General features: G+C 68.1%; 25 protein-coding genes and 2 pseudogenes. 17 read left to right on the top strand and 10 right to left on the bottom strand.

All coding sequences use genetic code 11. The features are described 5' to 3' along the window. From L810_RS20935 to L810_RS20890, 10 genes and pseudogenes are all read left to right on the top strand, one after another. Positions 1–447: pseudogene (locus L810_RS20935) on the top strand (hypothetical protein); the annotation flags it as partial. Then, the gene (locus L810_RS20930; protein WP_042975555.1) at positions 447–2,297 is read left to right on the top strand and encodes an acyl-CoA dehydrogenase; all 1,851 of its coding nucleotides are present in this window, start codon (positions 447–449) and stop codon (positions 2,295–2,297) included. The pseudogene L810_RS20935 and the gene L810_RS20930, both read left to right, overlap by 1 nt. A gap of 1 nt (position 2,298) precedes the next feature. Continuing rightward, on the top strand, positions 2,299–3,561 hold the full coding sequence (locus L810_RS20925; RefSeq protein ID WP_021160287.1) for a citrate/2-methylcitrate synthase: 1,263 nt from the start codon (positions 2,299–2,301) through the stop codon (positions 3,559–3,561). A gap of 38 nt (positions 3,562–3,599) precedes the next feature. Beyond that, a complete protein-coding gene (locus L810_RS20920; protein ID WP_021160286.1) occupies positions 3,600–4,262 on the top strand; it encodes a class I SAM-dependent methyltransferase in 663 nt (220 codons plus the stop codon). Between the two features lie 3 nt (positions 4,263–4,265). Then, on the top strand, positions 4,266–5,339 hold the full coding sequence (locus L810_RS20915) for a TauD/TfdA family dioxygenase (protein ID WP_021160285.1): 1,074 nt from the start codon (positions 4,266–4,268) through the stop codon (positions 5,337–5,339). Positions 5,340–5,352: 13 nt separating this feature from the next. Continuing rightward, positions 5,353–6,366, top strand: coding sequence for an ATP-binding cassette domain-containing protein (locus tag L810_RS20910; RefSeq protein WP_021160284.1), 1,014 nt, complete (start codon positions 5,353–5,355; stop codon positions 6,364–6,366). After that, positions 6,359–7,438 (top strand): ABC transporter permease, encoded by a 1,080-nt coding sequence (locus tag L810_RS20905; protein WP_042975553.1) that lies wholly within the window; start codon positions 6,359–6,361, stop codon positions 7,436–7,438. The genes L810_RS20910 and L810_RS20905 overlap by 8 nt, the downstream gene beginning before the upstream one ends. Before the next feature lie 52 nt (positions 7,439–7,490). Continuing rightward, entirely contained in the window at positions 7,491–8,033 is a 543-nt protein-coding gene (locus L810_RS20900; RefSeq protein ID WP_021160282.1) for a hypothetical protein, read from the top strand. Between the two features lie 2 nt (positions 8,034–8,035). Further along, entirely contained in the window at positions 8,036–9,454 is a 1,419-nt protein-coding gene (locus L810_RS20895) for an FAD-binding oxidoreductase (protein WP_021160281.1), read from the top strand. 32 nt (positions 9,455–9,486) lie between these two features. Next, positions 9,487–9,735, top strand: coding sequence for a hypothetical protein (locus L810_RS20890; protein ID WP_021160280.1), 249 nt, complete (start codon positions 9,487–9,489; stop codon positions 9,733–9,735). A gap of 100 nt (positions 9,736–9,835) precedes the next feature. Here the strand turns inward: L810_RS20890 and L810_RS20885 are convergent, their stop codons facing one another. From L810_RS20885 to L810_RS20870, 4 genes are all read right to left on the bottom strand, one after another. Continuing rightward, a complete protein-coding gene (locus L810_RS20885) occupies positions 9,836–11,188 on the bottom strand; it encodes a TRAP transporter large permease (RefSeq protein ID WP_021160279.1) in 1,353 nt (450 codons plus the stop codon). 4 nt (positions 11,189–11,192) lie between these two features. Next, positions 11,193–11,765, bottom strand: a complete 573-nt coding sequence (locus L810_RS20880; protein WP_021160278.1) for a TRAP transporter small permease — start codon at positions 11,763–11,765, stop codon at positions 11,193–11,195. Next, positions 11,762–12,748 carry a TRAP transporter substrate-binding protein gene (locus tag L810_RS20875; RefSeq protein WP_021160277.1) on the bottom strand — a complete coding sequence of 329 codons (987 nt, stop codon included), beginning with the start codon at positions 12,746–12,748 and terminating at the stop codon, positions 11,762–11,764. Before L810_RS20875 ends, L810_RS20880 begins: the two co-directional genes overlap by 4 nt. Before the next feature lie 459 nt (positions 12,749–13,207). Then, the gene (locus L810_RS20870) at positions 13,208–14,293 is read right to left on the bottom strand and encodes a helix-turn-helix transcriptional regulator (RefSeq protein WP_230953809.1); all 1,086 of its coding nucleotides are present in this window, start codon (positions 14,291–14,293) and stop codon (positions 13,208–13,210) included. Positions 14,294–14,727: 434 nt separating this feature from the next. Here L810_RS20870 and L810_RS20865 point away from each other — a divergent pair, with 434 nt between their 5' ends. Beyond that, positions 14,728–15,840 carry a histidinol-phosphate transaminase gene (locus L810_RS20865; RefSeq protein ID WP_021160274.1) on the top strand — a complete coding sequence of 371 codons (1,113 nt, stop codon included), beginning with the start codon at positions 14,728–14,730 and terminating at the stop codon, positions 15,838–15,840. Between the two features lie 63 nt (positions 15,841–15,903). Here the strand turns inward: L810_RS20865 and L810_RS20860 are convergent, their stop codons facing one another. Further along, positions 15,904–16,155 carry a hypothetical protein gene (locus L810_RS20860; protein WP_042975551.1) on the bottom strand — a complete coding sequence of 84 codons (252 nt, stop codon included), beginning with the start codon at positions 16,153–16,155 and terminating at the stop codon, positions 15,904–15,906. Between the two features lie 782 nt (positions 16,156–16,937). After that, positions 16,938–17,426, bottom strand: a complete 489-nt coding sequence (locus L810_RS20855; RefSeq protein WP_021160272.1) for a RidA family protein — start codon at positions 17,424–17,426, stop codon at positions 16,938–16,940. A gap of 280 nt (positions 17,427–17,706) precedes the next feature. Between L810_RS20855 and L810_RS20850 the strand changes: the two genes are divergently transcribed. Next, positions 17,707–18,006: an H-NS histone family protein gene (locus L810_RS20850; RefSeq protein WP_021160271.1), complete on the top strand. Its 300-nt coding sequence runs from the start codon at positions 17,707–17,709 to the stop codon at positions 18,004–18,006. A 172-nt stretch (positions 18,007–18,178) separates the two neighbouring features. Here the strand turns inward: L810_RS20850 and L810_RS20845 are convergent, their stop codons facing one another. After that, positions 18,179–18,511: a cupin domain-containing protein gene (locus L810_RS20845; RefSeq protein ID WP_021160270.1), complete on the bottom strand. Its 333-nt coding sequence runs from the start codon at positions 18,509–18,511 to the stop codon at positions 18,179–18,181. Positions 18,512–18,926: 415 nt separating this feature from the next. Here L810_RS20845 and L810_RS49175 point away from each other — a divergent pair. Next, positions 18,927–19,200: pseudogene (locus L810_RS49175) on the top strand (integrase); the annotation flags it as partial. A gap of 140 nt (positions 19,201–19,340) precedes the next feature. On the opposite strand, the gene L810_RS47415 reads toward L810_RS49175, so the two are convergent. Next, positions 19,341–19,487: a hypothetical protein gene (locus L810_RS47415; RefSeq protein WP_155836326.1), complete on the bottom strand. Its 147-nt coding sequence runs from the start codon at positions 19,485–19,487 to the stop codon at positions 19,341–19,343. Positions 19,488–19,702: 215 nt separating this feature from the next. Next, positions 19,703–20,773 (bottom strand): substrate-binding domain-containing protein, encoded by a 1,071-nt coding sequence (locus tag L810_RS20835; protein WP_021160268.1) that lies wholly within the window; start codon positions 20,771–20,773, stop codon positions 19,703–19,705. 250 nt (positions 20,774–21,023) lie between these two features. On the opposite strand from L810_RS20835, the gene L810_RS20830 reads away from it, so the two are divergent. Genes L810_RS20830 through L810_RS20815 form a run of 4 tightly spaced genes read left to right on the top strand, consistent with a single transcriptional unit; the run spans position 21,024 to position 25,564 of the window. Further along, complete coding sequence (locus L810_RS20830; RefSeq protein WP_021160266.1) at positions 21,024–22,040, top strand: sugar ABC transporter substrate-binding protein; 1,017 nt, start codon at positions 21,024–21,026, stop codon at positions 22,038–22,040. Then, on the top strand, positions 22,037–23,587 hold the full coding sequence (locus L810_RS20825; RefSeq protein WP_021160265.1) for a sugar ABC transporter ATP-binding protein: 1,551 nt from the start codon (positions 22,037–22,039) through the stop codon (positions 23,585–23,587). The genes L810_RS20830 and L810_RS20825 overlap by 4 nt, the downstream gene beginning before the upstream one ends. After that, positions 23,584–24,612: an ABC transporter permease gene (locus L810_RS20820; protein WP_021160264.1), complete on the top strand. Its 1,029-nt coding sequence runs from the start codon at positions 23,584–23,586 to the stop codon at positions 24,610–24,612. The genes L810_RS20825 and L810_RS20820 overlap by 4 nt, the downstream gene beginning before the upstream one ends. After that, positions 24,605–25,564 carry an ABC transporter permease gene (locus L810_RS20815; protein ID WP_042975547.1) on the top strand — a complete coding sequence of 320 codons (960 nt, stop codon included), beginning with the start codon at positions 24,605–24,607 and terminating at the stop codon, positions 25,562–25,564. Before L810_RS20820 ends, L810_RS20815 begins: the two co-directional genes overlap by 8 nt. Positions 25,565–25,600: 36 nt before the next feature. Here the strand turns inward: L810_RS20815 and L810_RS20810 are convergent, their stop codons facing one another. Continuing rightward, positions 25,601–26,656: an ABC transporter permease gene (locus L810_RS20810; protein ID WP_369869768.1), complete on the bottom strand. Its 1,056-nt coding sequence runs from the start codon at positions 26,654–26,656 to the stop codon at positions 25,601–25,603. Positions 26,657–26,662: the final 6 nt, after the last annotated feature.

Here is a 26,662-nt window from a genome sequence, read left to right as displayed (position 1 = left end):
GAGCCGGCCGACTGGGGCGGCGTGCGGTCCGTCGCGCTCGAGTTCGGGCCGTCGATCGCCGATCCGTGGGCCGACGCGCCGGGCGCGCTGCGCGACACGCTCGCGCCGGTCGCCGCGCGCGCGATCCGCCGCGCGCTCGACATGGCCGGGCTGCGCGCCGATCAGATCGACTGGTGCGTGCCTCCCGGCTTCGATCCCGGCTTCGCGGCGCGCGTGGCCGACGCCGCGTCGATCCCGGTCGGCGCGAGGATTCAGCACGACGGCTCGGGCCACCTGTCGTCGGCCGAATCGGCGGCCGCGCTGATCCGGCTCGCCGGTGCGCTCGACGAAGGCGAGCGCCGCACGGTGCTCGTGTGGGATGCGGCACTGCATGGCGCGGCGGCGGCGGCCGTCGTCGACCTCGCCGGCGGCCTCGATGCCGCACTCGATATCGAAGGAGACGCATGATGAGCGCCTACAAGGTCAGCCTGCGCGAACTGCGCTTCTTTCTGTGGGAACTGTTCGAAGCCGACAAGCAGTTCCTGGCGGAACACGGCCTGTACGGCACCCATGACCGCGCATCGATCGACGCGCTGCTCGAACGCGCGCGCGACTTCGCGCTCGACCTCGGCCGCAGCTACCAGCAGGCCGACGTCGAAGGCTGCACGCTGCTCGACGACGGCCAGGTGCGCATTCCGTCGCATTTCCACGCGTTGTGGGCGCGGTTTCGCGACGAATGGTCGAACACGCTGTTCGGCACCACGCACGGGCTGCCGCCGATCGTCACGCAGATGATCTACGAGATGTTCATGGGCGCGAACCCCTCGTTCATGACGTACGGCGGCTTCACGCGCCCCGCGATCAAGCTGCTGCAGATGCACGGCACGCCGCACCAGAAGGCGCTGATCGCGCCGCTCGAGGCGTACCGTTGGGATGCGTGCTTCTGCGCGACCGAGCCGCAGGCCGGCACCGACCTCACCGCGGTCGCGTTGCGCGCGACGCCGCTCGAACGCGACATCTACGCGATCGACGGCGAGAAGGTCTACATCTCGGCCGGCATGCACGAGCTGACCGAGAACACGCTGTATTTCGTGCTCGGCCGCATCGACACGGCGTCGCCCGATTCCTTCTCGCTATCGTGCCTCGTCGTGCCGCGCTTCTGGCCGGACGAGGAAACCGGCGAGCTGCAGCCGAACCATGTCGACTGCATCGGCCTGCCGCGCAAGATGGGGCTCAAGGGCTGCGCGAACACGCACCTGGTGTTCGGCGCGAACGGCACGACCCGCGGCTGGCTGCTCGGCGGCCGGCGCAACGTCGGCCTGCTGCAGCTGATGCCGCTGATGAACCAGGCGCGGATGAGTACCGGGATGTTCGGCGTCGGCGTCGCGTCGAGCGCGTACCTGCACGCGGTCGAGTATGCGGGCCGCCGGCTGCAGGGCCGGCCGATCGAGCGCGCGTCGAACACGAATGCCGCGCGCGTCGCGATCGTCGAGCACGCGGACGTGCAGCGCATGCTGGTCGACATGAAGAGCCGCGTCGACGGCTGCCGCGGCCTGCTCGGCAAGCTCGCCGCGACCGCCACGCGCGCGGCGATGCTCGAAGCGACACCCGACGCCGACCCGGCCGAGATCGAGCGCCATCGCAAGCTGCAACTGCTGCTGACGCCGGTCTGCAAGGCGTTCATCTCCGACCAGGCATGGCGGATCTGCGAAACCGCGATCCAGGTGCACGGCGGGCTCGGCTACACCGACGCGAGCCCCGTCGAGCAGAACGCGCGCGACGTGAAGATCCTGTCGATCTGGGAAGGCACGAACTACATCCAGGCGCAGGACCTCGTGCGCGACAAGCTCGGCTTCGGCCGCCATTCGCGGCTGATCCAGTACTACCGCGACGAACTCGACGTGTTCCTCGCGCGCCAGCATCACACGGGCACGCATGCGGAGCTGCGCCCGCTGTTCGACGCGCTGCGCACGGGCGCCGACCGGATCGCCGCCGCGCTCGACGACATCGCGCGCGACGTGCAGGACGGTCATACGCACCGCAGCAGCCAGTTCTATACGCGTTTTCTCGAGATGTTCGGCGTCGTCACGTCGGCGTGGGTGCTGCTCGAATCGGCGACGATCGCCGCGCGCCGGCTCGACGCGCCGGACACGGCCGACACGCCGGCCGAACTCGCGTTCTATCGCGGCAAGCTGAAAAGCGCGCGCTACTACTTCGCGAACGTGCTGCCCGTGGTCGACCAGCACGCGGCCGTGATCGCCGCGATGGCGCACGCGGCGATCAGCGTCAGCAGCGAAGAACTCGCGCAGGCGGAATGACATGGACACGACACTCGATTCCGGCACGAACGTTTCGACTGGCACGAACGCGCCGGTCGCCTCGACCGGCGACGCCCCGCGCAACCTGCTCGGCCGCCCCGCAACGCGCCATCGCGGTACCGACATCGACGGCGCGACGCTCGAGCCCGAGGCGCTGCGCGTGCGCGATCTCGACCTGAACGCGCTGATCGGCGCGACGACGTTCGAAGGCGCGCTCGCGCACCTGTGGTTCGACGTCGCGCCGGGCAACGCGGCTCATGGCAAGCACGAGGCGGCGATCCGCACGCGGCTCGCGGCGTTCGCCGCGGCACTGGCGCCCGGCTCGGCCGCGCAGTCCGTCGCCGCGGATCTCGGCGCGGCGGGTGTCGCGCCGGTGTTCGCGGCCGCGTCCGGCCTGTTGCGCGGCTTCGACGACGTGACGGCACGCATGCCCGGCAACGCGCCGGACGACGCCGATCTCGACACGATGCTGCTGTGCGCGGCCGCCGCGCCGTTCCTGCTGCACGCGGCGATCGAAGGCCGTCCGTTTGCGGCCGGCACCGACGGCGGCGCTTCGCTCGATACCGCCGCGACGCAAGCGCAACGCATGCTCGTGCTGACCGGCGCGACACGCCACGATGCGCAGGCTCAAGCGGCAATGGACATGCTGCTCGTCGCGTGGCACGCCGGCTTCGGCTACATCACGCCGACCGTGCTCGCGCCGCGCGTCGCGATCGGCACCGGCGTCACGCTCACGCAGGCGATCGCGTCCGGTTTCCTCGCGAGCGGCCCGTCGCACGTCGGCGCGGCACTCGAAGCGATGCACTGGCTCGCCGCGCTCGCACGCTCGGTCCCCGGCGGCATCGACGCACCGGCCGCCGCGCTCGACGCCGCCGGCCGCGCGGCGATCGATGCGGCGCTCGACGCGAAACACACGCTGTACGGCTTCGGCCATCCGCTGTTCGTCGCCGATCCGCGTCCGCCGCACATGCGCGGCCTGTTCGCCGCGCACGGCTTCGACGGCGCGTACGTGACGCTGTTCGACGCGTGCTGCGCGCAGGCCGACGCCCGCCGCGCGTTGCGGCCGAACATCGATTTCCTGACGGCCGCGACGCTGCTCGAACTCGGTGTCGCCGCGCCGTCGTGGGGCGTCGGTGTCGGGCTCGGCGCGCGCATCGCGGCGATGGCCGCGCATGCGGTCGAGCGCCGGCGACGCCCGGCCTTCGGCGTCAACAGCGCGACCGCGCGACGGCTGCTGGCCGCCGTGCCGGTCGGCTGGTTGTGAACCTTCATCCATCGGCACCATTCAGCAAAAGGAACGTCATGCTGCTCAAGAACCTGCGCCCGGCGAACGACTACGATCGCTTCGCCACCGAAACGCTCGAACCGTGGGACCTGCTGTTCATCAGCCGCATCCGCCAGCTCGCGCGCGGGATGACGCCCGGCGTGATCGCCGACATCGGCACGGCCACCGGCGTCGTGCCGGTGCGACTCGCCACCGACCCGGCGATGCGCGGCTGGCGCTACGTCGGCATCGACCTCGATCCGGCGATGCTCGACGAAGGCCGCCCGCGCATCCGCGAACTCGATCTCGACGACACGATCGAGATGCGCGTCGGCGACGCGCTCGCGCTGCCGTTCGACGACGGCACGCTGACGATGGCCGTCGGCCGCGCGACGCTGCACCACCTGCCCGACAAGGCGCTCAGCCTGACCGAGATGTATCGCGTGCTGGAGCCGGGCGGCATCGCGCTCGTGCACGACATGCGCCGCGACGCGCCGCAGCACCTGCTCGACCGCTTCACCGAGATGCGCGCCGCCGCCGACTATCCGCCGACCCACGTCGAGGAAAAGATCACGCTCGACGAAGCGCATGCGCTCGTCGCCGAAGCCGGCCTCGCGGACGTCGCGTCGATCTACAGCCCGAGCGCCGGGCTCGGCGCGCTCGGCTTCGAGATCCTGCTGAAGAAACCGGCGCTGGCCTGAGCGATGACCGACCTCGCCTTTCTCGCCGCGCACGCCGCCGTGCGGCTCGGCGCCGACGACGTGCACTGCGCGGCGGTCGCGCCCGGCGCGACGCTGCCGCTGTGCGTGACGCCGCGCAGCGCCGAGCTCGCGACCTCGCCGGAGATGTTCGTCGCGTGGTACCGCTCGCGGCTCGACACGATCGACACGCTGCTCGACGCGTGCGGCGCGCTGCTGTGGCGCGGTTTCGCGGTGCCCGACACCGCCGCGTTCGGCCGCCTCGGCGCGTTGTATCCGGCGCACGCGAACGGTTACACGGCGGGCGCAGCGCCGCGCAAGCAGATCGACGGCCAGGTGTACGAATCGACCCGCATGCCGCCGCCGTTCAAGATCGGGCTGCACCAGGAGATGGCCTACATGCCCACGTTCCCGCGCCTCGTCGCGTTCTATTGCCGGCAGCCGGCCGATGCGGGCGGCGAAACGCCGATCTGCGACATGCGGCGCGTGACGGCGCGCGTGCCGGCCGCGCTGCGCGAACGGTTCGCCGCGCGCGGCGTGATGTACCTGCGCAACTTCGCGGCGCCCGGCGATCGCGCGGACGGCCTCGCCGCCAACCCGAACCTGCCGTTCGCCGAATACCACCGGCCGTGGCACGACGCGTTCGGCACGCGCGACCGCGACGAGGTCGAGCGACTGTGCGCGGAACGCGGCGTCGGCTGCCGCTGGCTCGACGACGGCAGCGTGACCGTGTCGCACGTCGGCAGCGCGCTGCGCGCGCATCCGCGCACCGGCGAAACCGTCTGGTTCAACCAGGCCAGCGCGCAGCACCCGAACCCGCGCTCGATGGGCGAGCTCAGCTACCGCTACCTGCAGCGCATGTACGGCGCGCGCGCCGCGTTCCCGTACGAGATCCGCTACGGCGACGGCTCGCCGATGCCGTTCGACGATCTCGTCGCGATCTACGATGCGCTCGACGAAGAGGAGCTCGCATTCCCGTGGCAGGCCGGCGACGTGCTCGTCGTCGACAACATGCTGGTCGCGCACGGCCGCAACCCGTACCGGGGCGCGCGCGACACGCAGGTCATGCTGTTCGACTGACAGGAAGCCGACGATGAGCGATTCGTTCCTCGCCTCCGTGCGCGCGCTGTTCGGCCCGCACACCGCGTTCGACCGGCCGCTGCGCACGGCCTCGCAGCCGCTGCCCGATGCGCACGCGCCGGGCGCGGCGCTCGGCGCGCGCGCGATCGACGTCGCGGCCGGCGATTTCCGTTTCTCCGCGCGGCACGTGCGGTTCCGGCTCGGCGCGGTCACGGCGATCGTCGGGCCGAACGGCTCCGGCAAGACCACGCTGCTCGAAACGCTGCTCGGCTTCCGGCGCGGCGGCACCGACGTGCGCGTGCTCGACGTGCCGGCCGCGCGCTTCATGCGCGACACGCCGTCGCTGCGGCGGCTCGGCGCGCAGCTGCAGAAGGTCGAGTATCCCGACCATCTCCGCGTGTCGGAGATCGTCGCGCTGCACCGCGCGATGTACGTGCATGCGGACGCCGCGGTCACCGAGGCGCTCGGCATCGCCGAATTGCTCGACAAGCCGTGCCGCGCGCTGTCGAAGGGGCAGCGCCAGCGCGTGGATCTCTACGTGGCGCTCGCGCACCGCCCCGAACTCGCCGTGCTCGACGAACCGTTCACCGGCCTCGACCGTCGTTATGCGGGCGTCGTGATCGACCTGCTGCGTCACCGCGCGCGCGGCACGAGCGTCGCGATGATCTGCCACGCCGAGGAGGAGCTTGCCGTCGTCGATGATCTCGTCTGGGTGCGCGACGGCGGCGTGCGCTACCAGGGCGACAAGGACGCGCTGCGCGCCGAGCTCGTCGGCGAAGCGCGCGCGGTCCTGCATTGCCGCGACGAAGCCGACGCGCGCGCGCTGCGCAAGCGGCTCGCGGCGCTGCCGGGCGTGACCGGCGTGCGCGTGTCGGCCGCGCACGTCGTCGAGGTGTTCGGCGATGCGACGCTGCATCCGAACGTGCACCGCATCGTCGGCGAACAGGGCATCCAGCATCTCGCGCTCGCGCCGAGCACGCCGGGCGACCTGCTGCGCCTCTGTACCGAGGGCCCCGTCCATGACTAAGGTGTTCCTGATTCTCGTGCGCAACGAGCTGCTCGGTTATCTGCGCAGCCGCTCGTCGCTGTTCTGGACGCTCGTGTTCCCGGTGTTCCTGCTGAGCGTGATGCTGTTCGCGTTCGGCGGATCGGGGTCGCTCGGCACCGCCGACATCGCGTTCGACGTGCCCGGCGGCGCGACCCCGTACAGCCGCGCATGCGAAGCGCAGATCGTCGCCAGCCTCACGCACAGCGACACGGTGAAGGCGACCTTCGGCGGGCGCGGCGCGGCCGCCGATCGCGTGACCGTCGTGCTCGGCGCCGACGAGCGCACGCCGGCGACGATCCGCTACGACTTCAACGGCTCGCTCGCGGTCAAGGCCGCGTCGCGCGTCGTCGAGATCGCGCTCGCCCGCTGCGCCGCGCAGCGGCTCGGGTTGCCGGCCGCACAGGCGCGCTTCGAGAACGCGGCACCGGCGCGGCGACCGTTCGACTATGGCGCGTTCTTCGCGACCGGCATTCTCGTGATGGCGTTCATGGCGATCGGCCTGAACTCGACGACCACCGCGATCGCGTCGCTGCGCGAACGCAATACCTTCAAGCTCTACGTGTGCTTCCCGGTCTCGCGCGGCGTGTTCCTCGCCGCGCTGATCGTCGCGCGGATGGTGATGATGGCGCTGTCGGCGCTCGTGCTGCTGACGGTCGCACGCGTCGCGTTCGGCATCGCGCTGCCGATCGCGACGCCGGACGGGCTGCGTGCATTGCCGATCGTGCTGCTCGGCGCGGCGATGGTGCTCAGCATCGGCGTGCTGCTCGCGAGCCGCACGCGGTCGCTCGCGGCCGCCGAACTCGCGTGCAACGTCACCTACTACCCGCTGCTGTTTTTCAGCGACCTCACGATCCCGATGCACGACGCACCGGCCTGGCTCAAGGCGGTACTCGCGTTCCTGCCGACCAACCAGTTCGCCGTCGCGCTGCGCGGCGCGCTGGTCGACGGCGCCCCGTACGCGCAGCTCGCGCCGCAACTGCTCGGCATGACCGCGAGCACGGCGCTGTTCCTGTTCGCCGCCGCGCGACTGTTCCGCTGGCACGACGTATGACGCATGACGCGTCGCCCATCGTTTCGACGTTTCGACGAAGGAGAATCTCCCGATGAAATCGAGCAATCCCATCACCGACTACCTGCTGCACGCGAGCAACTTCCTGCCGGCGATCGTGTTCCTGTTCTACGGCCGGCTCGGGCCCGGACAGCCGGACGTGCGCTGGACGCACGCGTTCCTGATCGGCGGCGTGCTCGCGCTCGTGCACGGCGCATGGCTGATCCGCCGCGCGGACCGCAACAGCATCGCGATCGGCGTCGACCTGTTCCTCGTGATCGGCGCGGTGCTGGCGCTCGTGTCGCCGACAGGTAGCCGTTTGTGGGGAGAAGAACTCGGGCCGGCCGCGATGCTCGTCTGCGTGCTGGTCGTCGGCATCGTGCATACCGCGTGGTCGGACGGCGGATTCGTCGACGGCACGTTCGTCGACCATGCGCGCGCCCGTTCGCTGTCGATCGTGCTGCTCGCCGTCACCGTCGTCGCGCTCGCGGTGTCGATCGCGATGCGCCACAGCCCGCTGTGGGGCGGCGTCGTGCCGCTGATCGCGCTGGTCGTCGTGCGCGGCCGCCTGCGCAAGCAGCTCGTGCGGGCCGGCTGACGATGAGCGCGCTGCCCGACCGTGCCGCGCAACGGCACGCGCTCGCCGCGACGCTCGGCGACGGCTGGCTCGACGGTGCGTCGGCCGAAGCCTGCGAGCCGTACGCGACGGACGTGACGCGACACGGCGGCCTCGCGCTCGGTGTCGCGCGGCCGGCGTCGACCGCCGACACGAGCGCGCTCGCGCGGGTCGCCGTCGCGCACCGTGTCGCGCTCGTCGCGCAGGGGGCACGGACCGGGCTCGTCGGCGCCGCCGTGCCCGATCGCAGCGGCACGCAATGCGTGGTGTCGTTCGACCGGATGCGCGCCGTTCGCGCGTTCGACGCGGCGAATCGCAGCATCACGGTCGAGGCCGGCGCGCGGCTGTCCGACATCAACCGCGTGGCGGCCGACGCCGGCCTCTGCCTGCCGATCGACCTCGGCAGCGATCCGGCGGCCGGCGGCCTCGTCGGCGCCAACGCGGGCGGCAGCCGGCTGATCAAGTACGGCGACGTGCGCCGCAACGTGCTCGGCGTCGAAGTCGTGCTCGCCGACGCGGCGGGCACCGTGATCGACGCGCTCGCGCCGCTGCGCAAGCGCAACGCGGGCTTCGACGTCACGCAATGCTTCATCGGCGCGAACGGCGCCCACGGGCTCGTGACGGCCGTGTCGTTCGCGCTCGCGCCGCTCGAACGGTCGTCGTGTGCCGCGTTCGTCGCGTTTGCGTCGTACGACGCGGCGCTCGCCGGCCTGCTCGCGTTCGAGCGCGCGTTCGGCGAGATGCTGTCGGCGTTCGAATTCATGTCGGCCGCGGCCGTCGGTTGCGTCGCCGCCGCGTTTCCTGCGCTGCGCATTCCGTTTGAAGCGGATGCCGCCGCATGCTATGCCCTCGTCGAGATCGCGACCGGCATGCCGGGGCTCGACGGGCTGCTCGAGAATCGCGCGATTGCGACGCTCGACACGCTGGCGGGTGAACGCGTGGTGCTCGACGCGGCCTGCGCGCCGGCCGAACGGTTCTGGCGGATCCGCGATGCACTGCCGGTTGCGGTTGCGCAGCACGGCATTCCGCTGTCGTTCGACGTGTCGTTTCCGCGCGGCGCGCTGGCCGCATTCGTCGCCGATGCCGAGCAATGGATCGCGGCGGCGCATCCGTCGCTGCGCTGTCACGCGTTCGGTCATTTCGGCGACGGCGGCTGCCATCTCGTCGTGTCGATTCCCCACGCCGATGCGGAACGCTACGGGCCGCTGCAGCAAGTGGCGCTGCGCGGCGCGCTGTACGAGCGCGTCGTGCGGGCCGGCGGCTGCTTCAGCGCGGAGCATGGGGTCGGGCCGGTCAACGTCGCGTATTACCGCAAGCACGTGCCGGCCGCGCAACGGGAACTCGCCGCCGCCGTCCAGCACGCCGTCGATCCGTTGGGGTTGATCGGGCGGGTCCGTTATTGATGCGCCGTTTCGCGGCGCCAGGGAGAATTTGCATGATGCTTCGACACCCGTCCGGCCTGGGCCCGGGTACGGATTCCGAACCGGGTACCGACCCGCCGCTCTCCGGCATTCCGGCCACGCTGCCCGACTCGGGGGCCGTGATCAACGTGCGAGGCGTGGCCTACGTGATTCCGCTGCCGCCCCGCAATCATGCGCGCCCGGCGCTGTGGCGCGAGCTGGCGGACCGGCGCGACGAACGGTCGGCCGATGGAAACGGCGAGCCGGATACGCGGCAGGATTGAGCGGGCATGTGCATTCCGTTGAATTGAAAGGGCGCCACGCAAACGAACGCGGCGCCGGACAACCTCGGTCGTCCGGCGCCGCGTCAGGCAACGCATCCGGTCAGAACACCGCGTGCCCGCTGATCACGCTGGGCAGCCAGGTCGAGAAGAACGGCATGTAAGTGACGATGTTGATCGCACTGAAGATCGCGAGGTAATACGGCCACGCCATCTTCGTCGTCTCCCCGATCGACACGTTGCCGATCGCGCAGCCGACGAACTGCACCGAGCCGATCGGCGGATGCACGAGGCCGAGCGAGCAGTTCAGCAGCAGCATGATCCCGAACTGCACCGGCCCGACACCGCACGCCATCGCAATCGGCAGGAACAGCGGCGTCGTGATCAGGATGTGCGCGGCCATGTCGACGAACGTGCCGAGGAACACCTGGATGATGTTGATGTACAGCAGCATCAGCCACGGCGCGGCGGTCGACTGCTTCAGCAGCCCCTCGATCGCATCCGGAATCTCCAGGTACGACATCTGGAAGCGCAGCATGTTGGACACCGCGATCAGCAGCAGCACGACCCCCGTCGTGCGCGCCGCATGCGACAGCGCGCGGCGCAGCTTCTCGGCCGTCAGCGTGCGGTACACGACCGCGGTCAGCACGAGCGAGTACACGACGGCGATCGCGGCGGCTTCGGTCGCGGTCGCGATCCCCTTCGCGACGCACACGAGGATGATCGCGATCACCATCAGCCCGGGCACCGCGCCGACGAAGCTGCGCAGCACCGCATACCAGCCGGGAAACGCGGGCAGCGCGGACGAGCCGTCTTCGCGACGCGGGTAGCCGTGGCGCACCGCCTGCCAGTACGCGGCGGCGAGCACGAAGCCCATCACCCACAGCACCGGCAGCAGCCCGGAAAACAGCAGGTCGCCGATCGACACGCCACTCACCGGCTGGCCGTGCAGCGTTCCGGTGATGCCCTGCGCGGCGAACGCGTAGATGATCATGTTGGTCGACGTCGGCATCAGCGCGCCGGCGAGCGACGCGTGCGTCGTCACGTTGACCGCGTATGCGGCGCTGTAGCCTTCGCGCTTCATCAGCGGAATCACCACGCCGCCCATCGCCGACGTATCGGCGGTCGGCGAGCCCGACACGCCGCCGAACAGCGTGCAGGCGACGACGTTCGCCATCCCGAGGCCGCCGCGGAAATGGCCGACGGTCGCCTGCGCGAAGCGCAGGATCCGGTCCGCGATGCCGCCGTGCAGCATCAGTTCGCCGGAGAAGATGAAGAACGGCACCGCGAGGAACGAGAACGCATTCATCCCCGAGATCATCGCCTGCATCGCGGTCGCGATCGGCAGGCCTTCGACCATATAGGTGAGCACGCAGGCGATGCCGAGCGCGAACGACACGGGCACGCCGAGCACGAGGAAAATCAGAAAACTGACGGACAGGATCGCGAGTTCCATGGCGTTATTGCCCCGGCGAAGAACGACGAAGCGCGAGCAGGTGCTCGAGCGAGAAGAGGATGATGGCGATCGCGGCCGGCATCGCGATCAGGTAGCGCACGCCTTCGGGCAGCCCGATGATCGGAATGCGGTCGCCCATCGTCTCGGCGGCCATGCTGCCGCAGCCGGCCATGATCATGATCGCGAACGCGATCAGGCTCACGTGCTGGATCGCGATCACCACCGTGCGTGACCCGGGCGGCAGCCGGCGCACGAGCGAATCGAGGCCGATGTGACCACCGTCGCGCACCTTCATCGCCGCGCCGAACATCGCGATCACGATCACGAGCAGCAGCGCGATCGGCTCCACGAAATCCGGCGCGTTCTCGAACACGTAGCGCATCACGACCGCGTAGAACACCAGCACCGTCAGCACCGCGAGGCACGCCGACGCGATCACCGCCAGCACGCGGAACAGCACGTCGTTCACGCAGCGCAGGAGCGGCGCGGCATGCGGCCGCGCCGGCCCCGTGCCGTCCGGAGCGGCGGCCGCCCCGCCGGCGGTCGCGGCGCCGTTCAGGGAAGTGCGACGCGTCACTTGGTGGCCTCGATCTCGTCGACGATCTGCTTCATCTGCGGCGTTTTCTCGTACTTCGTCCACAGCGGCTGCATCGCCTTCACGAACGCCGCGCGATCGATCTGCGCGGCCGGCAGGACCTTCGCGCCGCCCTTCGTCACCGCCTGCTGCGCGGACGCCTCGCGCGCGGTCCACAGCTTCTGGTAGTACGGCACCGAATCGGCCGCGGCCTTCCTGATCGCCGCCTGCTCCTGCGGCGACAGCGTGTCCCAGACCTTCTTCGAGAACACCAGCACTTCCGGCGTCATCGCGTGCTGCGTCTCCGAGTAGTCGGGCGCCACTTCGTAGTGCTTGGTTTCCTCGTACGACGGCATGTTGTTTTCAGCCGCGTCGACGAGGCCCGTCTTCAGCCCCGTGTACACCTCGGCGAACGGCATCGGCGTCGGCGTGCCGCCCATCGCCTTGATCTCGTCGACCATCAGGTCGGACGGTTGCACGCGCACCTTCAGCCCCTTCATGTCGGCCGGCGAGCGCACCGGGCGCTTCGCGTAGATCGAGCGCGCGCCGCTCTCGTAGAACGTCAGCGCGATCATCCCCTTCGCGGTGAACGCGTCCAGGATCTTCTGGCCGGCCGGGCCGTACATCGCCTTGCGGAAATGATCGACGTCGCGGAACAGGAACGGGAACGACGGGATCAGCGATTCCGGCACGATCTCGTTGAACGACGCACCGTTCACGCGCGCCATGTCGATCGCGCCGATCCGCACCTGGTCGACCGTGTCCTTCTCCGAGCCGAGCGCGCTGTTGCCGAACACCTTGATCGAATCCTTGCCGCCCGTCAGCTTCGACACTTCGTCGCCCATGAACTTCACGGCCATGTTGGTCGGGAAGTTGTCGCCATGCACGTCCGCCGAGCGGAACACGCGCGCCTGGGCGGACATCGCGAAGCCGGCCAGCAGCGCAACGGCCAGGGCGGTACGGGAGCGGGTGAATCGGTGCTTCATCGTCAGTCTCCTTGATGGTTGTACTCGTTGTCGCGCGGCGAGCGGCCGGCATGCGCACGCTTCGACGCCATGCTCACCGGCCGCAGAGTCATACGTCGTATGACGTGTCGACGCGAATGTACGTCGGTTAATCGTTTAACTCACTTGGTGCATACCCGTAGAACCGCAGCCACGATGGGTTTGCAGCGAATTTCGGGGAATCGTATTCTCTGTTTAGGTGGTGCCATGCGAAACGTTTTCCGGAAGCGGGTTCGCAGTTGCGGCGAGCGGCTGGCTGATTGCTTAGGCTGGCAGTGGAAATCGATCGCCCGCTTCGCTTTTCATTGTTGTAGGATGACTGATCTCAACGCATGTACGTCGGCGCAATGTCATGCGCACGCGCCGCCGGCGGCGCGATTCAGGAAGGAAAGAACGACGGGGAAAGCGTGCAGCGACAGGCGCGCTCGCCTGCCGTTGCCGTCATGTCTGCATGACCAGCGACGTCAGTTGCGCCGCGCGCGCAACGGCCGTCTTCGCGTAGATCGACTTGATCTGCGTGCGGATCGTGCCGATCGACACGCCGCGCAGCCCCGCGCACTCCTGCGGCGACAGCCCGTCGCAGCACAGCAGCACGGCGAGATCGGCCTCTGCCGACGACAGTCCGTAGAACACGCGCAGCCGCTGCGCGCGGGCCGACGGCGAACGCAGGTCGGCGGCCGTCATCAGCGTCGCGACGCCCGGCCGCTCGCGCATCAGGCGCGACTGCTCGGGCACCGGCATCAACGCCAGCGGCAACGGTTCGCCCGTCGCGCGCCGCAACAACAGCCCGCCGCGCGCGTACGCGTGCCGCCATTGCACGTCGTCGACGCAGCCTTCCGGCGCGAAACGCCCGTTCACCACCCGCAACGCCGGCTCCGCCGCGATCAGCTGATCGGCCGCGCGATTCGTATAGCGCAATTCGCGCTGCGCGCCGAGCAGGAACACCGGCACCGGAATCGCATCGAGCGCCGATTCGGCCGCGGCCACGCGCGCCTCGAGCTCGCCGATCCGCGCCTGGATCTGCAGCGCGCGGCTGATGTGCATGCCCATGTTTTCGATCGCGCGGCGCTGATCGTCGGACAGCCCATGCGATTCGAGGCCGCCCTGGACGCTGAGGAATGCGCCCGAACCCTCGCCGCGATGGATGTACAGGCCCGAGATGCTGCCGATCCCATAAGGGTGAAGGAACTCCTGGTAGAACTCGCTGTGCGCGCGCTGGTGCGCGGACAGGTGCCTGACGTCCTCGAACCAGCGGCCCGCCGGCCAGTTGCCGGCGACCGGCACGACCGGGTCATACCGATAGAACTCGGTGTTGTACGTGTGATAACACGCGGCGACCCATGACGCGTCGTCACCCGCCGCCTTCTCGATCGCCGGCACCCGCGCCGCATCGTCGAACGACAGCAGCGTGACCATGCGCACGCCGACCCACGATCGCAGCCCGTCCAGCACCGTTTCCCAGCGCTGATCGCCCAGTGCCGCGGCATAGACGTCATCGATCCATGCCGATGGAATCAACCCGTTCATTTGCATCTGGCCACCCCGCGCCGTGCGTTTTTGTCGAACGTCTTCTGCGCATCTTAGTCAATCGGCGCCAGCGTTTGAATCACTCGTTCGCATTTGGTCGAAATACGACGTTTGTTACCGTTTATCGTCAGACGTAATGGGCATTTTTCCGGCGCCGTGGGCCCAATCGAATCCGGCGCACACGGGGTCGCGCGCTTTTCTTCCGGACCGCGGTATGCCATGATGCGACGCATGACGATTCGAAACACCACGCACTCGCTGCACCATCACCACGGACGCCCCCTGTTGCGCCGTGGTTCGTTTCGCATCTAGCAATTGCATCGGGTGAATGCCCGATCAAGACGACAACCAAGGCGCCTGCGGCGCCTTTTTTGTTTTTTGCCGCCTTAAAAACCTGCTGCGCCGATCAATCGATACCGTACGGAGTGTTTTCAATGCAACAGACCTGGAAAGAAGTCGCCTTGTCGGATCTGCCGCTGCGCGAGGACCTCAGGTTGCAGCACGCGTACGGGGCACCGCAGCTCGACGTGCCGGTCTGCCTGAACGTCAACGAGAATCCCTACCCGCCGTCGCCCGCGCTCGTCGAGCGCATCGCGACCGCGGTGGCCGACGCCGCGCGCGCGGCGAACCGCTATCCGGATCGCGACTTTGCAGGGCTGCGATCGCATCTGGCGGCGTATCTGACGCACGACACCGGCGTGACGGTCGACGCAGCGGGCATCTGGGCCGCCAACGGCTCGAACGAGGTGATCCAGCAGATCCTGCAGGCATTCGGCGGCCCGGGGCGATCGGCGCTGGCCTTTACGCCCGCGTATCCCATGTATGACGAATACTGCCGCACGACTTTCACGCGCCTCCATACGTTGCCGCGCACCGGCAATTTCGCGCTGGACGTGGATCAGGCGCTCGACAGTATCCGCGCGCACCAGCCGGACGTGGTGCTGCTGACGTCGCCGAACAACCCGACCGGAACCGCGCTGCCGGTCGGCGATATTCGCGCCATCCTCGACGTCGCGCCGGGCGTGGTCGTCGTCGACGAAGCCTATGCGGAGTTCCGCCGTCACGGCGTACCCAGCGCGGTGACGCTGCTACCGGATCATCCGCGGCTCATCGTGACCCGCACGTTGAGCAAGGCGTTCAAGTTCGCGGGCGGCCGCGTCGGGTATTGCGCGTGCGCGCCCGCGGTCGTGCAGGCGCTGAAGCTGGTTCGCTTGCCCTACCACCTGTCCGCCTTCACCCAGGCGGCGGCCTGCGCTGCGCTGGTCGCGCGCGACGAGATGCTGTCGCAAGTCGAGACGATCAAGGCCGAGCGCGATTCGACCGTCGGCTGGCTGCGCGGCCTGGGCCTCACGGTGGCCGATTCGGATGCGAACTTCGTGATGTTCGGCGAGTTTGCCGATCGGCACCGGATCTGGAGCGGCCTGCTGCGTCACGGCGTCCTGATTCGCGAATCGGGCCCGCCCGCGTATCTGCGCGTGTCCATCGGCACCGCTGCGGAGATGGCCGCATTCCGTGCGGCCCTGCTTGACGTGATGGCGGCCGGATAAGCGACCGGCCATCCGGTCGACGACGCGACGGGAAACGTGCCGGCGCCGTATCCGACGATGCACTTACTTCATCGCCGCGAAGCGCATTTCCATCTCGTCGATCTTCGCGAGCACCGCTTCGCTGAGCTTTCTGATGTGGCGCGGCACATCGGGCGCCGACAGCAGCTCCTCGATTCGCCCGCGCCAGTAGCTCGGATGCCGCACGCGCCCCGCGCCCGACATCGACACATCGTCAGCGTTCTGTTCGCTGTCCAGGAGAGCCACCATTCTCTGGATATGAGAGAGCTCTCGTTCCACATAGTCTCGTGCCAGCATATTGATTGAAATTCCCCGAAATACGACAGCAGGCCTTCCGTCATCAACGCGCCATCGTGTTGCGATGAAAGCGACTCACCGCACACGTCGAACGCCATCGTACGCAGAAGCTGTGTCAATAAACTGCGTGGGCATGTGTTGATTTCGACCCGGAATGGCGGGCCTGCCCGCTTGTTCTGATGCCATCCGCCCCCGATGCCCTGTGGTCAATCGTAGGCTTGCTGTCGGGCAATGGCATCTCCCAAAGTGGGGATGCCGGCAGATATTGGCGGGGGATTTCCGGAAATCGTGGGGCGTCGGGAGGCGCGCATGCGGCGGCCGGCCGGGGATGAATTCGCGATCGGCTGGCTACTTGAATGGCGTGCAACCGGCGCACCGCCGCCGGGCAGGCAAGGGGCGAGGACTTGCAGCGCGCATGAGCGTGGCCCGGGATTCGTGTTCACGACGATCGCGGACGGGAACGCGTGGCGTGTGGCGTCCGTCGTGCGCCGTGCACGTCGAAAACGTTTGCGCCTGCGTGACGCGCCAGCGTGCGAGATTGTTTCGACACGGCGTGCGCGACGGCGCAGTCCACTTGCCCGGCTCGCCGCGCGCATTCACATCGCCGGTATCGAACGCCGCCTGACGCTTCGTCGAATCCTTTTGATCGGTCAACCTGTCGAAGTCCATCGGCGGGTGTCTTTTAGGTATTGCAAGCACTTGTCGGTAGTGACTCGCATGTCACGCGCGAATATCCGGATGTTTCGCGAAACGACCTACCTGGGCGATACAGCCCGTCGGAATCAGATACCGGCATTGCCCTGCTTCAACCCGAAAATGAAATCCGCTTCCACCGATGCGCCTTTGGGCAATTGCAGCACGCCGACCGACGTACGCGTATGAACACCGGCGTCGCCAAGCACTGCATACAAAACATCGGATGCGCCGTCGGCAACTTCGCTTTGCATCGTGAAGCCGGGTGCACTTCGCACATACACGGTCATGCGCGGCACCGTCGCTATTACGTCAAGCGTGCCGCAGCGCTTTCTGATCAGCGAGAGCGCACGCAGTGCCGATACGCCGGCAGCCCGGCGACCTTCATCGAGCGAAACGGATTCCCCCACTACGCCAACGAAATGCACCACTTCGCCGATCCGTGGAATCTGGCCGGCAATATAGGCCGAATTTCCGTCGACCAGAATGGGGGTGTACTTTCCGCCAATCCTGATTTCCTCGTCCGGATTGAAGCCGAATTCGGCGGCAATCTGAATCAGCTTCTCGTCTCTGTTCATCAGTGAATTCCCCGATACTTCATAAAAATGTAAAGAGTCGTTAAATCCCGGTTGCCTGTCTTGAAGAAGAAAACCCGTGCGATCGGTCAACTTGACATGCTGGTTCCGTTAAAGATGCCCGGGTAATCCTCTACGTGTTCGTCAATACGACACACTTCTCAGGTGTTCGAAGCAGTCCTGCATCGCCATATTGACGACAAAACACGTAGTCGGCGAATTTTCCTCAAAATTTTCCGTTGAAACCGCTATCATGTGAGTACTCAAACCTGAAGAGCGATACATGGCAACGTACAAGGAACTGAAAGCCCAGATGGAAGCTTTGGCCGAGAAAGCCGAAGCTGCACGTGCCGCGGAATTCCAGGCGATCGTCGACGACATCCGCACCAAGGTTGCGGAATTCGGCATTACCGAGAAGGACATTTTCGGTAACCGTCGCGGCCGTCCGGCCAAGCAAGCGGCCGCCCCCGTGCAGGCAAAGTATCGCGACCCGAAGACCGGGGCAACCTGGTCGGGCCGCGGTCGCGCGCCCGCATGGATCAAGGACGCGAAGAATCGCAATCGATTCCTGATCCAGGAATAGGATTCTCGACGCGTACCGGCGCGCGATTTTGCGCGCCGTCCTGCTATTTGGGCATCGATACCGGCGGTATTCAACGACCGTGCCGGGTTGATGAGGCTTTGTCTCATTCGGCGCGCGGCGGCATGCTGCGCGCCGGATCGCATTCGGCCCCGCCCTCGCACTATTTCCTGATTCAACGTTCGTAATAGATCGCAAGCCAGACGGTTTGCGTTTCTTCGTGCGTCCACGCAACGCGATGGCGGCAATGCGGCTCGATCAGCACGTAGTCGCCGGGATGCATTTCATGGCGCGTCGGGCCTTCCTCGAATTCGAGCACCGCCGCTCCCGAGAGCAGCACGACCCATTCGGCGCGTGCGTCGTCATACCAAAAACCGTCCGGGCTCGTGTGGCCCATCGATACGATTCGCTCGACGTTCAGACGCTGGCCCGTGACGAGAAGGTCGATTTTTTCGCCCTCATCGCGCCGGCCATCGGCGGTGAACAGGTTGCCGGTTTGAAGTTGCATGGGTTGGCCTCGTCGGCGGTATTGGATGGGCGCCAGGGTTGACGGTGGCGGGAAAGGTTCACTGTAGCCCAATGGATGCGATTGGAACCGGCTCGTTACGTTGGAAGAAGACGATGGGGGTGCCTATTTCCCTGATCGGCCAACAAGAGACGATCATCGTCCTTTTCTCAAGGGCCGCTGTTGGGAGACATCGCGTCGAGCAGACGGCGGGTCTGGTTCGCGATCGTGTCGGAATCCTTGACCTTGCCAACCGCCGATGCGTTTTTACCGCTACACGAAAGCACGTTACGCGCTGGAAACGTTGCGCACTGGACATCCGAAGGTCGCAACGCTACCGAATCCGAATGCCCCGTTCGAGTTGCTTTCCCCGACCGTCAAAACGAAAGAAGAGCGAAACAGGCAGCGAAAATTGATTCTGTTTTCGAGCCGGCTGCACGCTTCGCCGCATCTTTCGATGCCGACAATACGCTCGGCTGGTTCATCGCTGGATCGCGTCCATCAGCCTGGACGACACGGCGTATGGTACGCACACCATGTGGCGGAAAGGGGTCTCTCCGATCTATCGGCGAACGAAGAACCTGCGGGCCGTTCAACTTCTGCCCGGGCATGCAAGGCTTGAGAGCACTGGCCGATACCTCGGCATCGACGTTGACGATGCGCTTGAGATGGCGGAACAAGCGGAGGCCTGAGCCAACGGCCGGCGAGCGGTCGTTTGCCGGCCACAAGCGATCATTGGCCCATCCAAAGCAAACGGCCGCTTCCCGTCGGGATGCGGCCGTTCCTGGCGACAACTGTCACGTTACGCAAATCGTCGGGTTTAGCCGGTCGTTCAAGCCATTGGGTCGGTCACGCGAGTCAGGTTTTGATAAACGCAGCCATTAGCAGGCTGATCGCCGACACTGGACTTGCCGTGCTGTTCGGCTCGCATCGGATGCGGGATATCCGTCGGATTGCCGACGTTTGCACGATCGTCCACGACGGCGCGTGTGATCGGCCTCCCCGTCGATCGCGTTCATTCGCTCGCGTATCTGCAGTCCGGGCGGCCGGCTTCGTTCGCGGAGATCGTCAGCATCTCCTGCATCAGCCATGCAAAAGCAACGGCGGGTCTGCGTCTGCCCGTAAAGGCGCCCGAGCATCGAAGCCCGCCAGTGCTACGTACGGTCACGTACCGCAGGCAAAAGCGACCGCGCGTTAATCCGTCGCCGGAATCCACGAGGCCGTCGCCGCCTCGCTTGCGCGGAACGCGGGAAACTTCGCGCCGAGCTCCGCGATCGTGCGGATGTCGTTCTTCACGAGATCATCGCGCGTGATCAGCGTCGGCTTCACGACGATCCGCCGGCCCGGATCCTGCCCCGCGACGAGCAGCGCGGCGGCCCGCACCGACACCGCGCCGACGACTGCGGGATTCGTGGCGGCCGTCGCGACCCATGCGCTGCCGGGCGCGCGGATCGCCTCGATATCGGCGGTCGAAATGTCGGCGCTATAGATGCGCAACTTCGACGCCAGCTTCGCCTCGTCGGCCGCGAGCTTCGCCCCGCGCGCGAATTCGTCGTAAGGCGCGAACACCACGCGGATGTCGGGATGCGCGCGATAGGCGGCCGCGGCCTGGTTCGCGACCGATTGCGCGATCGGATTGTCGACGGTGCCCCAGCGCGCCTGCTCGCGCACCTTCGGATGCGCGCGCTTGAAGTCCCGCCACGCGGCGTCGCGCCGGTCGAGCGGCGCGAACCCGGCGACATACACGTAGCCGGCCGAGAACGCATCGCCGTTGTCTTTCACCGCCTGATCGAGCAGCAGGTTCGCGAGGTCGCGATCGCTCTGCTCGATCTGCGGCACCTTCGGGTTACCGAGGTCGACATCGAACGCGACGACCTTGATGCCCTTGTCCAGCGCGCGCTGCACGACGTCCTTCAGCGATTCGGGGAGCCCGTGGTTGACGATGATCGCCGACACGCCGACGCTGATCGCCTGCTGGATCTGCTCGCGCTGCTCGGTTGCGTCCTGGCGACCTTCGTAGATGCGCAGATCGATACCGAGCGCCTTTGCCTGCTTCTGCGCGCCGGCCTCGTATGCCTGGAAGAAATCGCCGGTCGACAGGTAGTTGACGAGCGCGACCTTCACGCCGCCCTTGTCGAACGGCGCGGGTGCGCCTTTGAGCGGGCCGGCATGCGATACGGGCACGGTCAACGCGGCAACGGACAAGAGCGCGAGCGCGCGGATCATCCGGACGGGGCGGGACGGACGGCGAAACGGGAATCGCATGCGGATCTTCCTTGGCTGGTGTCGGTATCCGGAAAATCTATCAGCGCGGCGAACCGGTTCAAACCGAGCGATTCGGCAATCGATATTCCTTCGGATGGCAAATCGTTCAAGCCGACCGCGCCGCAGCCGGCACAAGCATTCGAGCGCGCGCGTGATATGCGTAGCAGGAATCGATGGTTAGCGTGCGGGCGCGTTGTCATTAGAGTCGCAAAGTTCAGCCCCCCTCTTTTTTTCAGCGCCCATCGACGCCATGACCCGTCCCGCCCGAACCCGTCGCACCGTTGCCGTCGCCCTGCTGACGCTCGCCGCCGTCGCCGCGCTCTCCCCTGCCCGCGCGCAAGGCGATGCGGCGACAGGTAACGCCGCCGTGCCGTCGCCGAAAGGCAAGCGCATCGGCATCACGGCGATCGGCACCGATCATTACTGGGACCTGAAGGCATACCAGGGTGCGATCGACGAAGTGAAGCGGCTCGGCGGGACGCCGATCGCACTCGACGCCGGCCGCAACGACAACCGCCAGATCGCGCAGATCCAGACGCTGATCGCGCAGAAGCCCGATGCGATCATCGAGCAGCTCGGCACGGCGAGCGTGCTCGAACCGTGGCTGCAAAAGATCCGGCAGGCCGGCATTCCGCTGTTCACGATCGACACGGCCTCGCCGTCGAGCCTCAACGTCACGACCTCGGACAACTTCTTCATCGGCGAACAACTCGCGCTGAAGCTCGTCAACGACATCCACGGCGAAGGCAACATTCTCGTGTTCAACGGCTTCTACGGCGTGCCGGTGTGCGCGATCCGCTATGACCAGTTGAAGGCGGTGCTCAAGTACTACCCGAAGGTGAAGATCCTGCAGCCCGAGTTGCGCGACGTGATTCCGAACACCGTGCAGAGCGCGTACGCGCAGGTCAGCCAGCTGCTCGCGAAATACCCGAAGGGGCAGATCGCCGCGATCTGGGCCGCGTGGGACGTGCCGCAAGTCGGCGCGACGCAGGCCGTCGACGCCGCGCGCCGCAGCGAGATCAGGACCTACGCGGTGGACGGCAGCCCCGATGTCGTCGCGCTCGTGAAAGACCCGAAATCGAGCGCGGCGGCCGTGGTCGCGCAACAACCCGCGCTGATCGGCAAGACCGCGGTCGACAACGTCGCGCGCTACCTGGCCGGCGAGCGCACGCTGCCGCCCTATACGTACGTCCCGTCGCTGCTCGTCACGAAGGACAACGCCGGCTCGGCCCAGCAGACGCTCGGGCAGGCCGCCGCCCCGAAATGAGCGCCGACACGCGCCCGCCCGCGCTGGCGCTGCGCGGGATCGTCAAACACTTCGACGGCGTACCGGCGCTGCGCGGCGCGTCGCTCGACGTCGCGAGCGGCACCGTGCACGGGCTGATCGGGCAGAACGGCGCCGGCAAGTCGACGCTGATCCGGATTCTCGCCGGCATCGACACGGCCAATGCCGGTACGATCGCGATCGACGGTGCGACACAGGCGCTCGCACACCGCGCGCCGCCGGAGGGCATTGCGTTCATTCATCAGGAGCGTCTGCTGCCGGCGACTTTCACGGTCGCCGAGGCGCTGCAGTTCGGCAACGAACCGGCCTATGGCGCGGGGCCGCTCGGGCTGCTGGCGGCACGCCGGATGCGACGCGATGCCAGCGACGCGCTGCACGCGCATTTCGGCCTCGACCTGCCGCCGAACCGCCTGATTGCCGAGTTGAGCGTCGCCGAGCGGCAGATCGTGCAGATCACGCGCGCGCTGATGCGCGACCCGCGCATCCTCGTGCTCGACGAACCGACCGCCGCGCTCGTCAGCAGCGAGGTCGACCGCCTGCTGCAGACACTCGACCGGCTGCGGCGCCGTGGGCTGACGATCCTCTACGTGTCGCACTACCTGAACGAGATCGCGGCGATCTGCGATCGCGTCACCGTGCTGCGCGACGGCACCGACGTCGCGCACTTCGACGCACGGACCACGCCGACCGAGTCGCTCGTCGCGGCGATGATCGGCACCGGGATCGCCGCACGATCGCAAGCGCCGATGCGCGTGCCCGGCCCGTCCGCGCTGCGGGTCGCCGGCCTCGCGGCGCCCGGCCGGTTCGACGACGTGTCGTTCGAGGTCCGGCGCGGCGAGATCGTCGGTGTCACGGGGCTGCTCGGTTCCGGCGGAAAACAGGTGGTGCGCAGCCTGTTCGGTCTCGAGCGCGGCGTGCGCGGCACGGTGACGCTCGACGGCCGCGTGACGCGGCTGCGCAGCCCGCGCGACGCGGTGCGTCGCGGCATCGCGTTCGTGCCGGAAGACCGCCGCTCGCACGGCATCGCGCCGAGCCTGTCCGTGCGCGAGAACATCACGCTCGCGAGCCTTGCGCGCTTCACCCGATTCGGTCTGGTCGCGCGGCGCCGCGAGGACGACGCGGTGCAACGGCTGATCGCCGCGCTCGACGTGCGGGCGCCCGGCCCGGACGCGCCGGTGCGCCAGCTGTCCGGCGGCAATCAGCAGAAAGTCGCGCTCGCTAAATGGCTGAGCCGTGGCGCCGATCGCACGTCGCCGGTGTATCTGTTCGACGAGCCGACGGTGGGCGTCGATATCGGCGCCAAAGCGGAAATCTACCGGCTGCTCGATCGCCTCGCACGCGACGGCGCGGCGATCCTGTTGTTCTCGAGCGACCTGATCGAGCTGCTGGACGTCACCGATCGCGTGCTCGTGATGGCACGCGGCCGGATCGTGCGCGACGTCGCGACCCGCGACGCCACGCGCCACGATCTGCTCGCGTGGGCGACCGGCGCACGCGGCCACACGCCGCGGCAGGAGGTGGCCGCATGAACCGGATCCTCGATCGCGCGCTGCCCGGAGCAGCGTTCGCGCGGCTGCCGGGCACGTTCGGCGCGCAATTCTGGCTGCGCTGGGGCGCGGCACTGGCGTTCGCCGTCGTGTGTGCGGTGTTTGCCGCGAGCTCGCCGCTCTTTCTGACCGTCGCAAACCTCGCGAACGTGCTGCAGCAGTCGGCCGTGGTCGGCATCCTCGGGTTCGGGTTGACGGCCGTACTGATCGGCGGCGGCCCCGATCCGATCCGCGGCGGTCTCGACCTGTCGGTCGCGGCGAACATGGGTCTCTGCGCAGCCGTTCAGGCCGTCGCGCTGCGCGACGGGGCGCCTGACGGCGCGGCGCTTGCGCTGATGCTGGCCACCGGCGCGGCGGTCGGCGCGCTCAACGCGTTCGCGGTGATCGCGCTGCGCATCGTCCCGCTGCTGGCCACGCTGACGACGATGAATCTGTGCGCCGGCTTCGAACTGGTGCTGACGCAGAACACGTCGGTCGCGGCGGCGAGCCCGGTGCTCGCCTTTCTGATCGACAGCGGCCCGTTCGGCATACCGCATCTCGCGCCCGCGTTGCTGATCGTCGCGCTGCTGTCTGGCGTGCTGCTGCACCGAACCCGCTTCGGCCTGCGGCTCGCCGCGACCGGTGCGCATCGCGATGCCGCCCGCGCGGCCGGGCTGCGCGTGAACGCGTATGTCGCGGCCAGCTACGTGCTGAGCGGCGTCTCCGCCGCGCTGGCCGCGCTGGCGTCGAGTGCCTTGCTGAGCGGCAGCTCGCCCGGCGCCGGCGAGAACCTGCTGGCCGTCGTCGCGGTCGCGCTGCTCGGCGTCGTGTTCTCGCGGCGGCTCGTGCCGACGATACCGGGCACGCTGCTCGCCGCGCTGTTCGTCGGCATCGTCGGCAACGGCTTCCAGCTCGACAACGTGTCGAGCTACTGGGTCAACGGCGTCGAAGGCGCGCTGATCCTGTTCGTCGTCGCAACGACCGCGCTGATTCGGCGCCGCCATACGGAACACCATGCCCATGACTGAACGGATCGGCCGCCTGCAGCGGTTCTCGCTCGTGGCGGCACTGCTCGCGGTGATCGCCTTCTTCGCCGTGTTCGCACCGGGGTTCATGCGGCCCGCCAACCTCGCCGACGTGCTGGTGAACAACTTCGCGCTGCTTGCGATCGCCGCGCTCGGGATGACGCTCGCGCTGTCGATCGGCGCGGTCGACCTGTCGCTGGGCACCGCGATCGACGTCGCGAGCCTCGTGTTCGTGCAACTGGTCGCGCACCAGGTGGGCGTGCTGCCGGCCCTGCTCGGCGGCCTCGGTGCGGCGGTGCTGGTCGGCACGTTCAACAGCGCGCTGGTCGCCGGGCTCGGGATCGCACCGTTTCTCGCGACGCTCGGCACGCTGTTCATCGGCCAGACCGTCCAGCAGCTCGCCACCGGCGGCGGCCAGCCCGTCTACCTGCTGAACGTGGCGCTGCCGCCGCTGTTCGGCGCGCTCGCGCACGGTACGCTCGCGGGCGTGCCAGTGCCGCTGTGGTGCGTCGTCGTGCTCGGTGCGGCCGTGCATGTCGTGCTCGCGCATTCGGCGTTCGGGCGTTACAGCGCCGCGCTCGGCGCGCAGCCGGGCGTCGCGCGCCATTCGGGGCTGCCGGTCGCGGCGACCGTCGTGGCGACGTTCGTCGCGAGCGCGCTCGTCTACGGCGTGGTCGGCCTGCTGCTGTCGTCGACGGTCAAGGCCTATGTGCCGCAGGCCGGCAACGGCTTCCTGCTGAACGCGATCGGCGCGACCTTCATCGGCACGACGCTGTCGCCGACGCGCCGCCCCGGCGTCGCCGGCACCCTGCTCGGCGTGCTGCTGATCAGCCTCGTCGCCAACGGGCTGTTGCTGATCGGCTGGAACTTCTACTGGCAGCAGGTCGCCACCGGCGCGCTGATCCTCGCGGTGCTCGCGCTGAGTTTCATGGGGCGGCGTGTGCGCGCCGCGTGAGCCGCCGCACGCCGTGCCCCCGCCCCTACGCCGCGCTCAGGCGCGGGCGTCCGCGCGCCGGCCGATGCCGAACGTGAACGCCAGCGCGAGCACCAGCAGCGCCCCTTTCACGAAATCCTGCAGGTAATACGGCGCATTCAGCATCGTCAGGCCGTTGAGCAGCACGCCGACGAACACGGCCCCGACCACGGTGCCGAACACGTTCGGCCGTTTCGCGCCCCACACCGCGTACCCGACCAGCGCGGCGGCCACCGCGTCGAGCAGCAGCGAGTGCCCGGCGCTGACGTCGCCGCGCCCGACGCGGGCAGAGATCAGCACGCCCCCCAATGCCGCGATTGCGCCCGATACGACATACGCCGCGACCCGGTAGCGCGCCGCCGGCGCACCGGCCAGCCGCGCGGCCGTCTCGTTGCCGCCGATCGCATAGATCACGCGGCCCCAGCGTGTCGCTTCCATCGCGACGCAAGCCAGCACCGTCACCGCCGCCAGTATCAGAACCGGCAACGGCACCACGTCGAACACGCGCAGGCGCCCGAGCGCGAGAAACGCGTCGGGAAACATGCCGCTCGCTTCCGTGCCGTCGGGCAGCACCGAACCGGTCGCGAGCGAACGCCCGCCGGTCGGAATCAACTGCAGGCCCGCGAGCAGGAACAGCGTGCCGAGCGTCGCAAGCTGGTCCGGCACGCGCAAGCGCGTGATCAGCACACCGTTGAACAGGCCGGCTGCCACACCGAGCGCCACGCAGGCCGCCACTGCCGCGAGCGCGCTGCCGTGCCAGACCACCAGCACGTAGCTGGCCGCCATCTGCGCGGATGCGGCGATGCTGCCCACCGACAAGTCGAAGCCGCCCGCCGCGAGCGTGATCGTCACACCGATCCCGAGCAGCGCGACGATCGACACCGCCTGCAGGATGCTGAACAGGTTGTCCACGTTCAGGAACGCGGGCTCGTTGACGGTAAAGACGACCACCAGCGCGGCGAGCACGAGCAGGATGCCGGTGCGTTCGAGGCCGGCGCGCAAGCGGGCCGACGCGGACAGCGCCGGCCTGGTGGACGGCGCATCGGGTGCAACGGCAGGTGTGGCGGATTTCAGCATCGT

Source organism: Burkholderia sp. AU4i (genome assembly GCF_000466765.1).
Lineage (GTDB): Bacteria > Pseudomonadota > Gammaproteobacteria > Burkholderiales > Burkholderiaceae > Burkholderia > Burkholderia cepacia.
This window is presented reverse-complemented; position numbering and strand designations above follow the sequence as displayed.

Excerpts from the sequence above, each read along its gene's own strand:
- L810_RS20930 (WP_042975555.1), top strand. The coding sequence starts at position 447 with ATGAGCGCCTACAAGGTCAGCCTGCGCGAACTGCGCTTCTTTCTGTGG.
- L810_RS20925 (WP_021160287.1), top strand. The coding sequence starts at position 2,299 with ATGGACACGACACTCGATTCCGGCACGAACGTTTCGACTGGCACGAAC.
- L810_RS20920 (WP_021160286.1), top strand. The coding sequence starts at position 3,600 with ATGCTGCTCAAGAACCTGCGCCCGGCGAACGACTACGATCGCTTCGCC.
- L810_RS20915 (WP_021160285.1), top strand. The coding sequence starts at position 4,266 with ATGACCGACCTCGCCTTTCTCGCCGCGCACGCCGCCGTGCGGCTCGGC.
- L810_RS20910 (WP_021160284.1), top strand. The coding sequence starts at position 5,353 with ATGAGCGATTCGTTCCTCGCCTCCGTGCGCGCGCTGTTCGGCCCGCAC.
- L810_RS20905 (WP_042975553.1), top strand. The coding sequence starts at position 6,359 with ATGACTAAGGTGTTCCTGATTCTCGTGCGCAACGAGCTGCTCGGTTAT.
- L810_RS20900 (WP_021160282.1), top strand. The coding sequence starts at position 7,491 with ATGAAATCGAGCAATCCCATCACCGACTACCTGCTGCACGCGAGCAAC.
- L810_RS20895 (WP_021160281.1), top strand. The coding sequence starts at position 8,036 with ATGAGCGCGCTGCCCGACCGTGCCGCGCAACGGCACGCGCTCGCCGCG.
- L810_RS20890 (WP_021160280.1), top strand. The coding sequence starts at position 9,487 with ATGATGCTTCGACACCCGTCCGGCCTGGGCCCGGGTACGGATTCCGAA.
- L810_RS20885 (WP_021160279.1), bottom strand. The coding sequence starts at position 11,188 with ATGGAACTCGCGATCCTGTCCGTCAGTTTTCTGATTTTCCTCGTGCTC.
- L810_RS20875 (WP_021160277.1), bottom strand. The coding sequence starts at position 12,748 with ATGAAGCACCGATTCACCCGCTCCCGTACCGCCCTGGCCGTTGCGCTG.
- L810_RS20870 (WP_230953809.1), bottom strand. The coding sequence starts at position 14,293 with ATGAACGGGTTGATTCCATCGGCATGGATCGATGACGTCTATGCCGCG.
- L810_RS20865 (WP_021160274.1), top strand. The coding sequence starts at position 14,728 with ATGCAACAGACCTGGAAAGAAGTCGCCTTGTCGGATCTGCCGCTGCGC.
- L810_RS20860 (WP_042975551.1), bottom strand. The coding sequence starts at position 16,155 with ATGCTGGCACGAGACTATGTGGAACGAGAGCTCTCTCATATCCAGAGA.
- L810_RS20855 (WP_021160272.1), bottom strand. The coding sequence starts at position 17,426 with ATGAACAGAGACGAGAAGCTGATTCAGATTGCCGCCGAATTCGGCTTC.
- L810_RS20850 (WP_021160271.1), top strand. The coding sequence starts at position 17,707 with ATGGCAACGTACAAGGAACTGAAAGCCCAGATGGAAGCTTTGGCCGAG.
- L810_RS20845 (WP_021160270.1), bottom strand. The coding sequence starts at position 18,511 with ATGCAACTTCAAACCGGCAACCTGTTCACCGCCGATGGCCGGCGCGAT.
- L810_RS20835 (WP_021160268.1), bottom strand. The coding sequence starts at position 20,773 with ATGCGATTCCCGTTTCGCCGTCCGTCCCGCCCCGTCCGGATGATCCGC.
- L810_RS20830 (WP_021160266.1), top strand. The coding sequence starts at position 21,024 with ATGACCCGTCCCGCCCGAACCCGTCGCACCGTTGCCGTCGCCCTGCTG.
- L810_RS20825 (WP_021160265.1), top strand. The coding sequence starts at position 22,037 with ATGAGCGCCGACACGCGCCCGCCCGCGCTGGCGCTGCGCGGGATCGTC.
- L810_RS20820 (WP_021160264.1), top strand. The coding sequence starts at position 23,584 with ATGAACCGGATCCTCGATCGCGCGCTGCCCGGAGCAGCGTTCGCGCGG.
- L810_RS20815 (WP_042975547.1), top strand. The coding sequence starts at position 24,605 with ATGACTGAACGGATCGGCCGCCTGCAGCGGTTCTCGCTCGTGGCGGCA.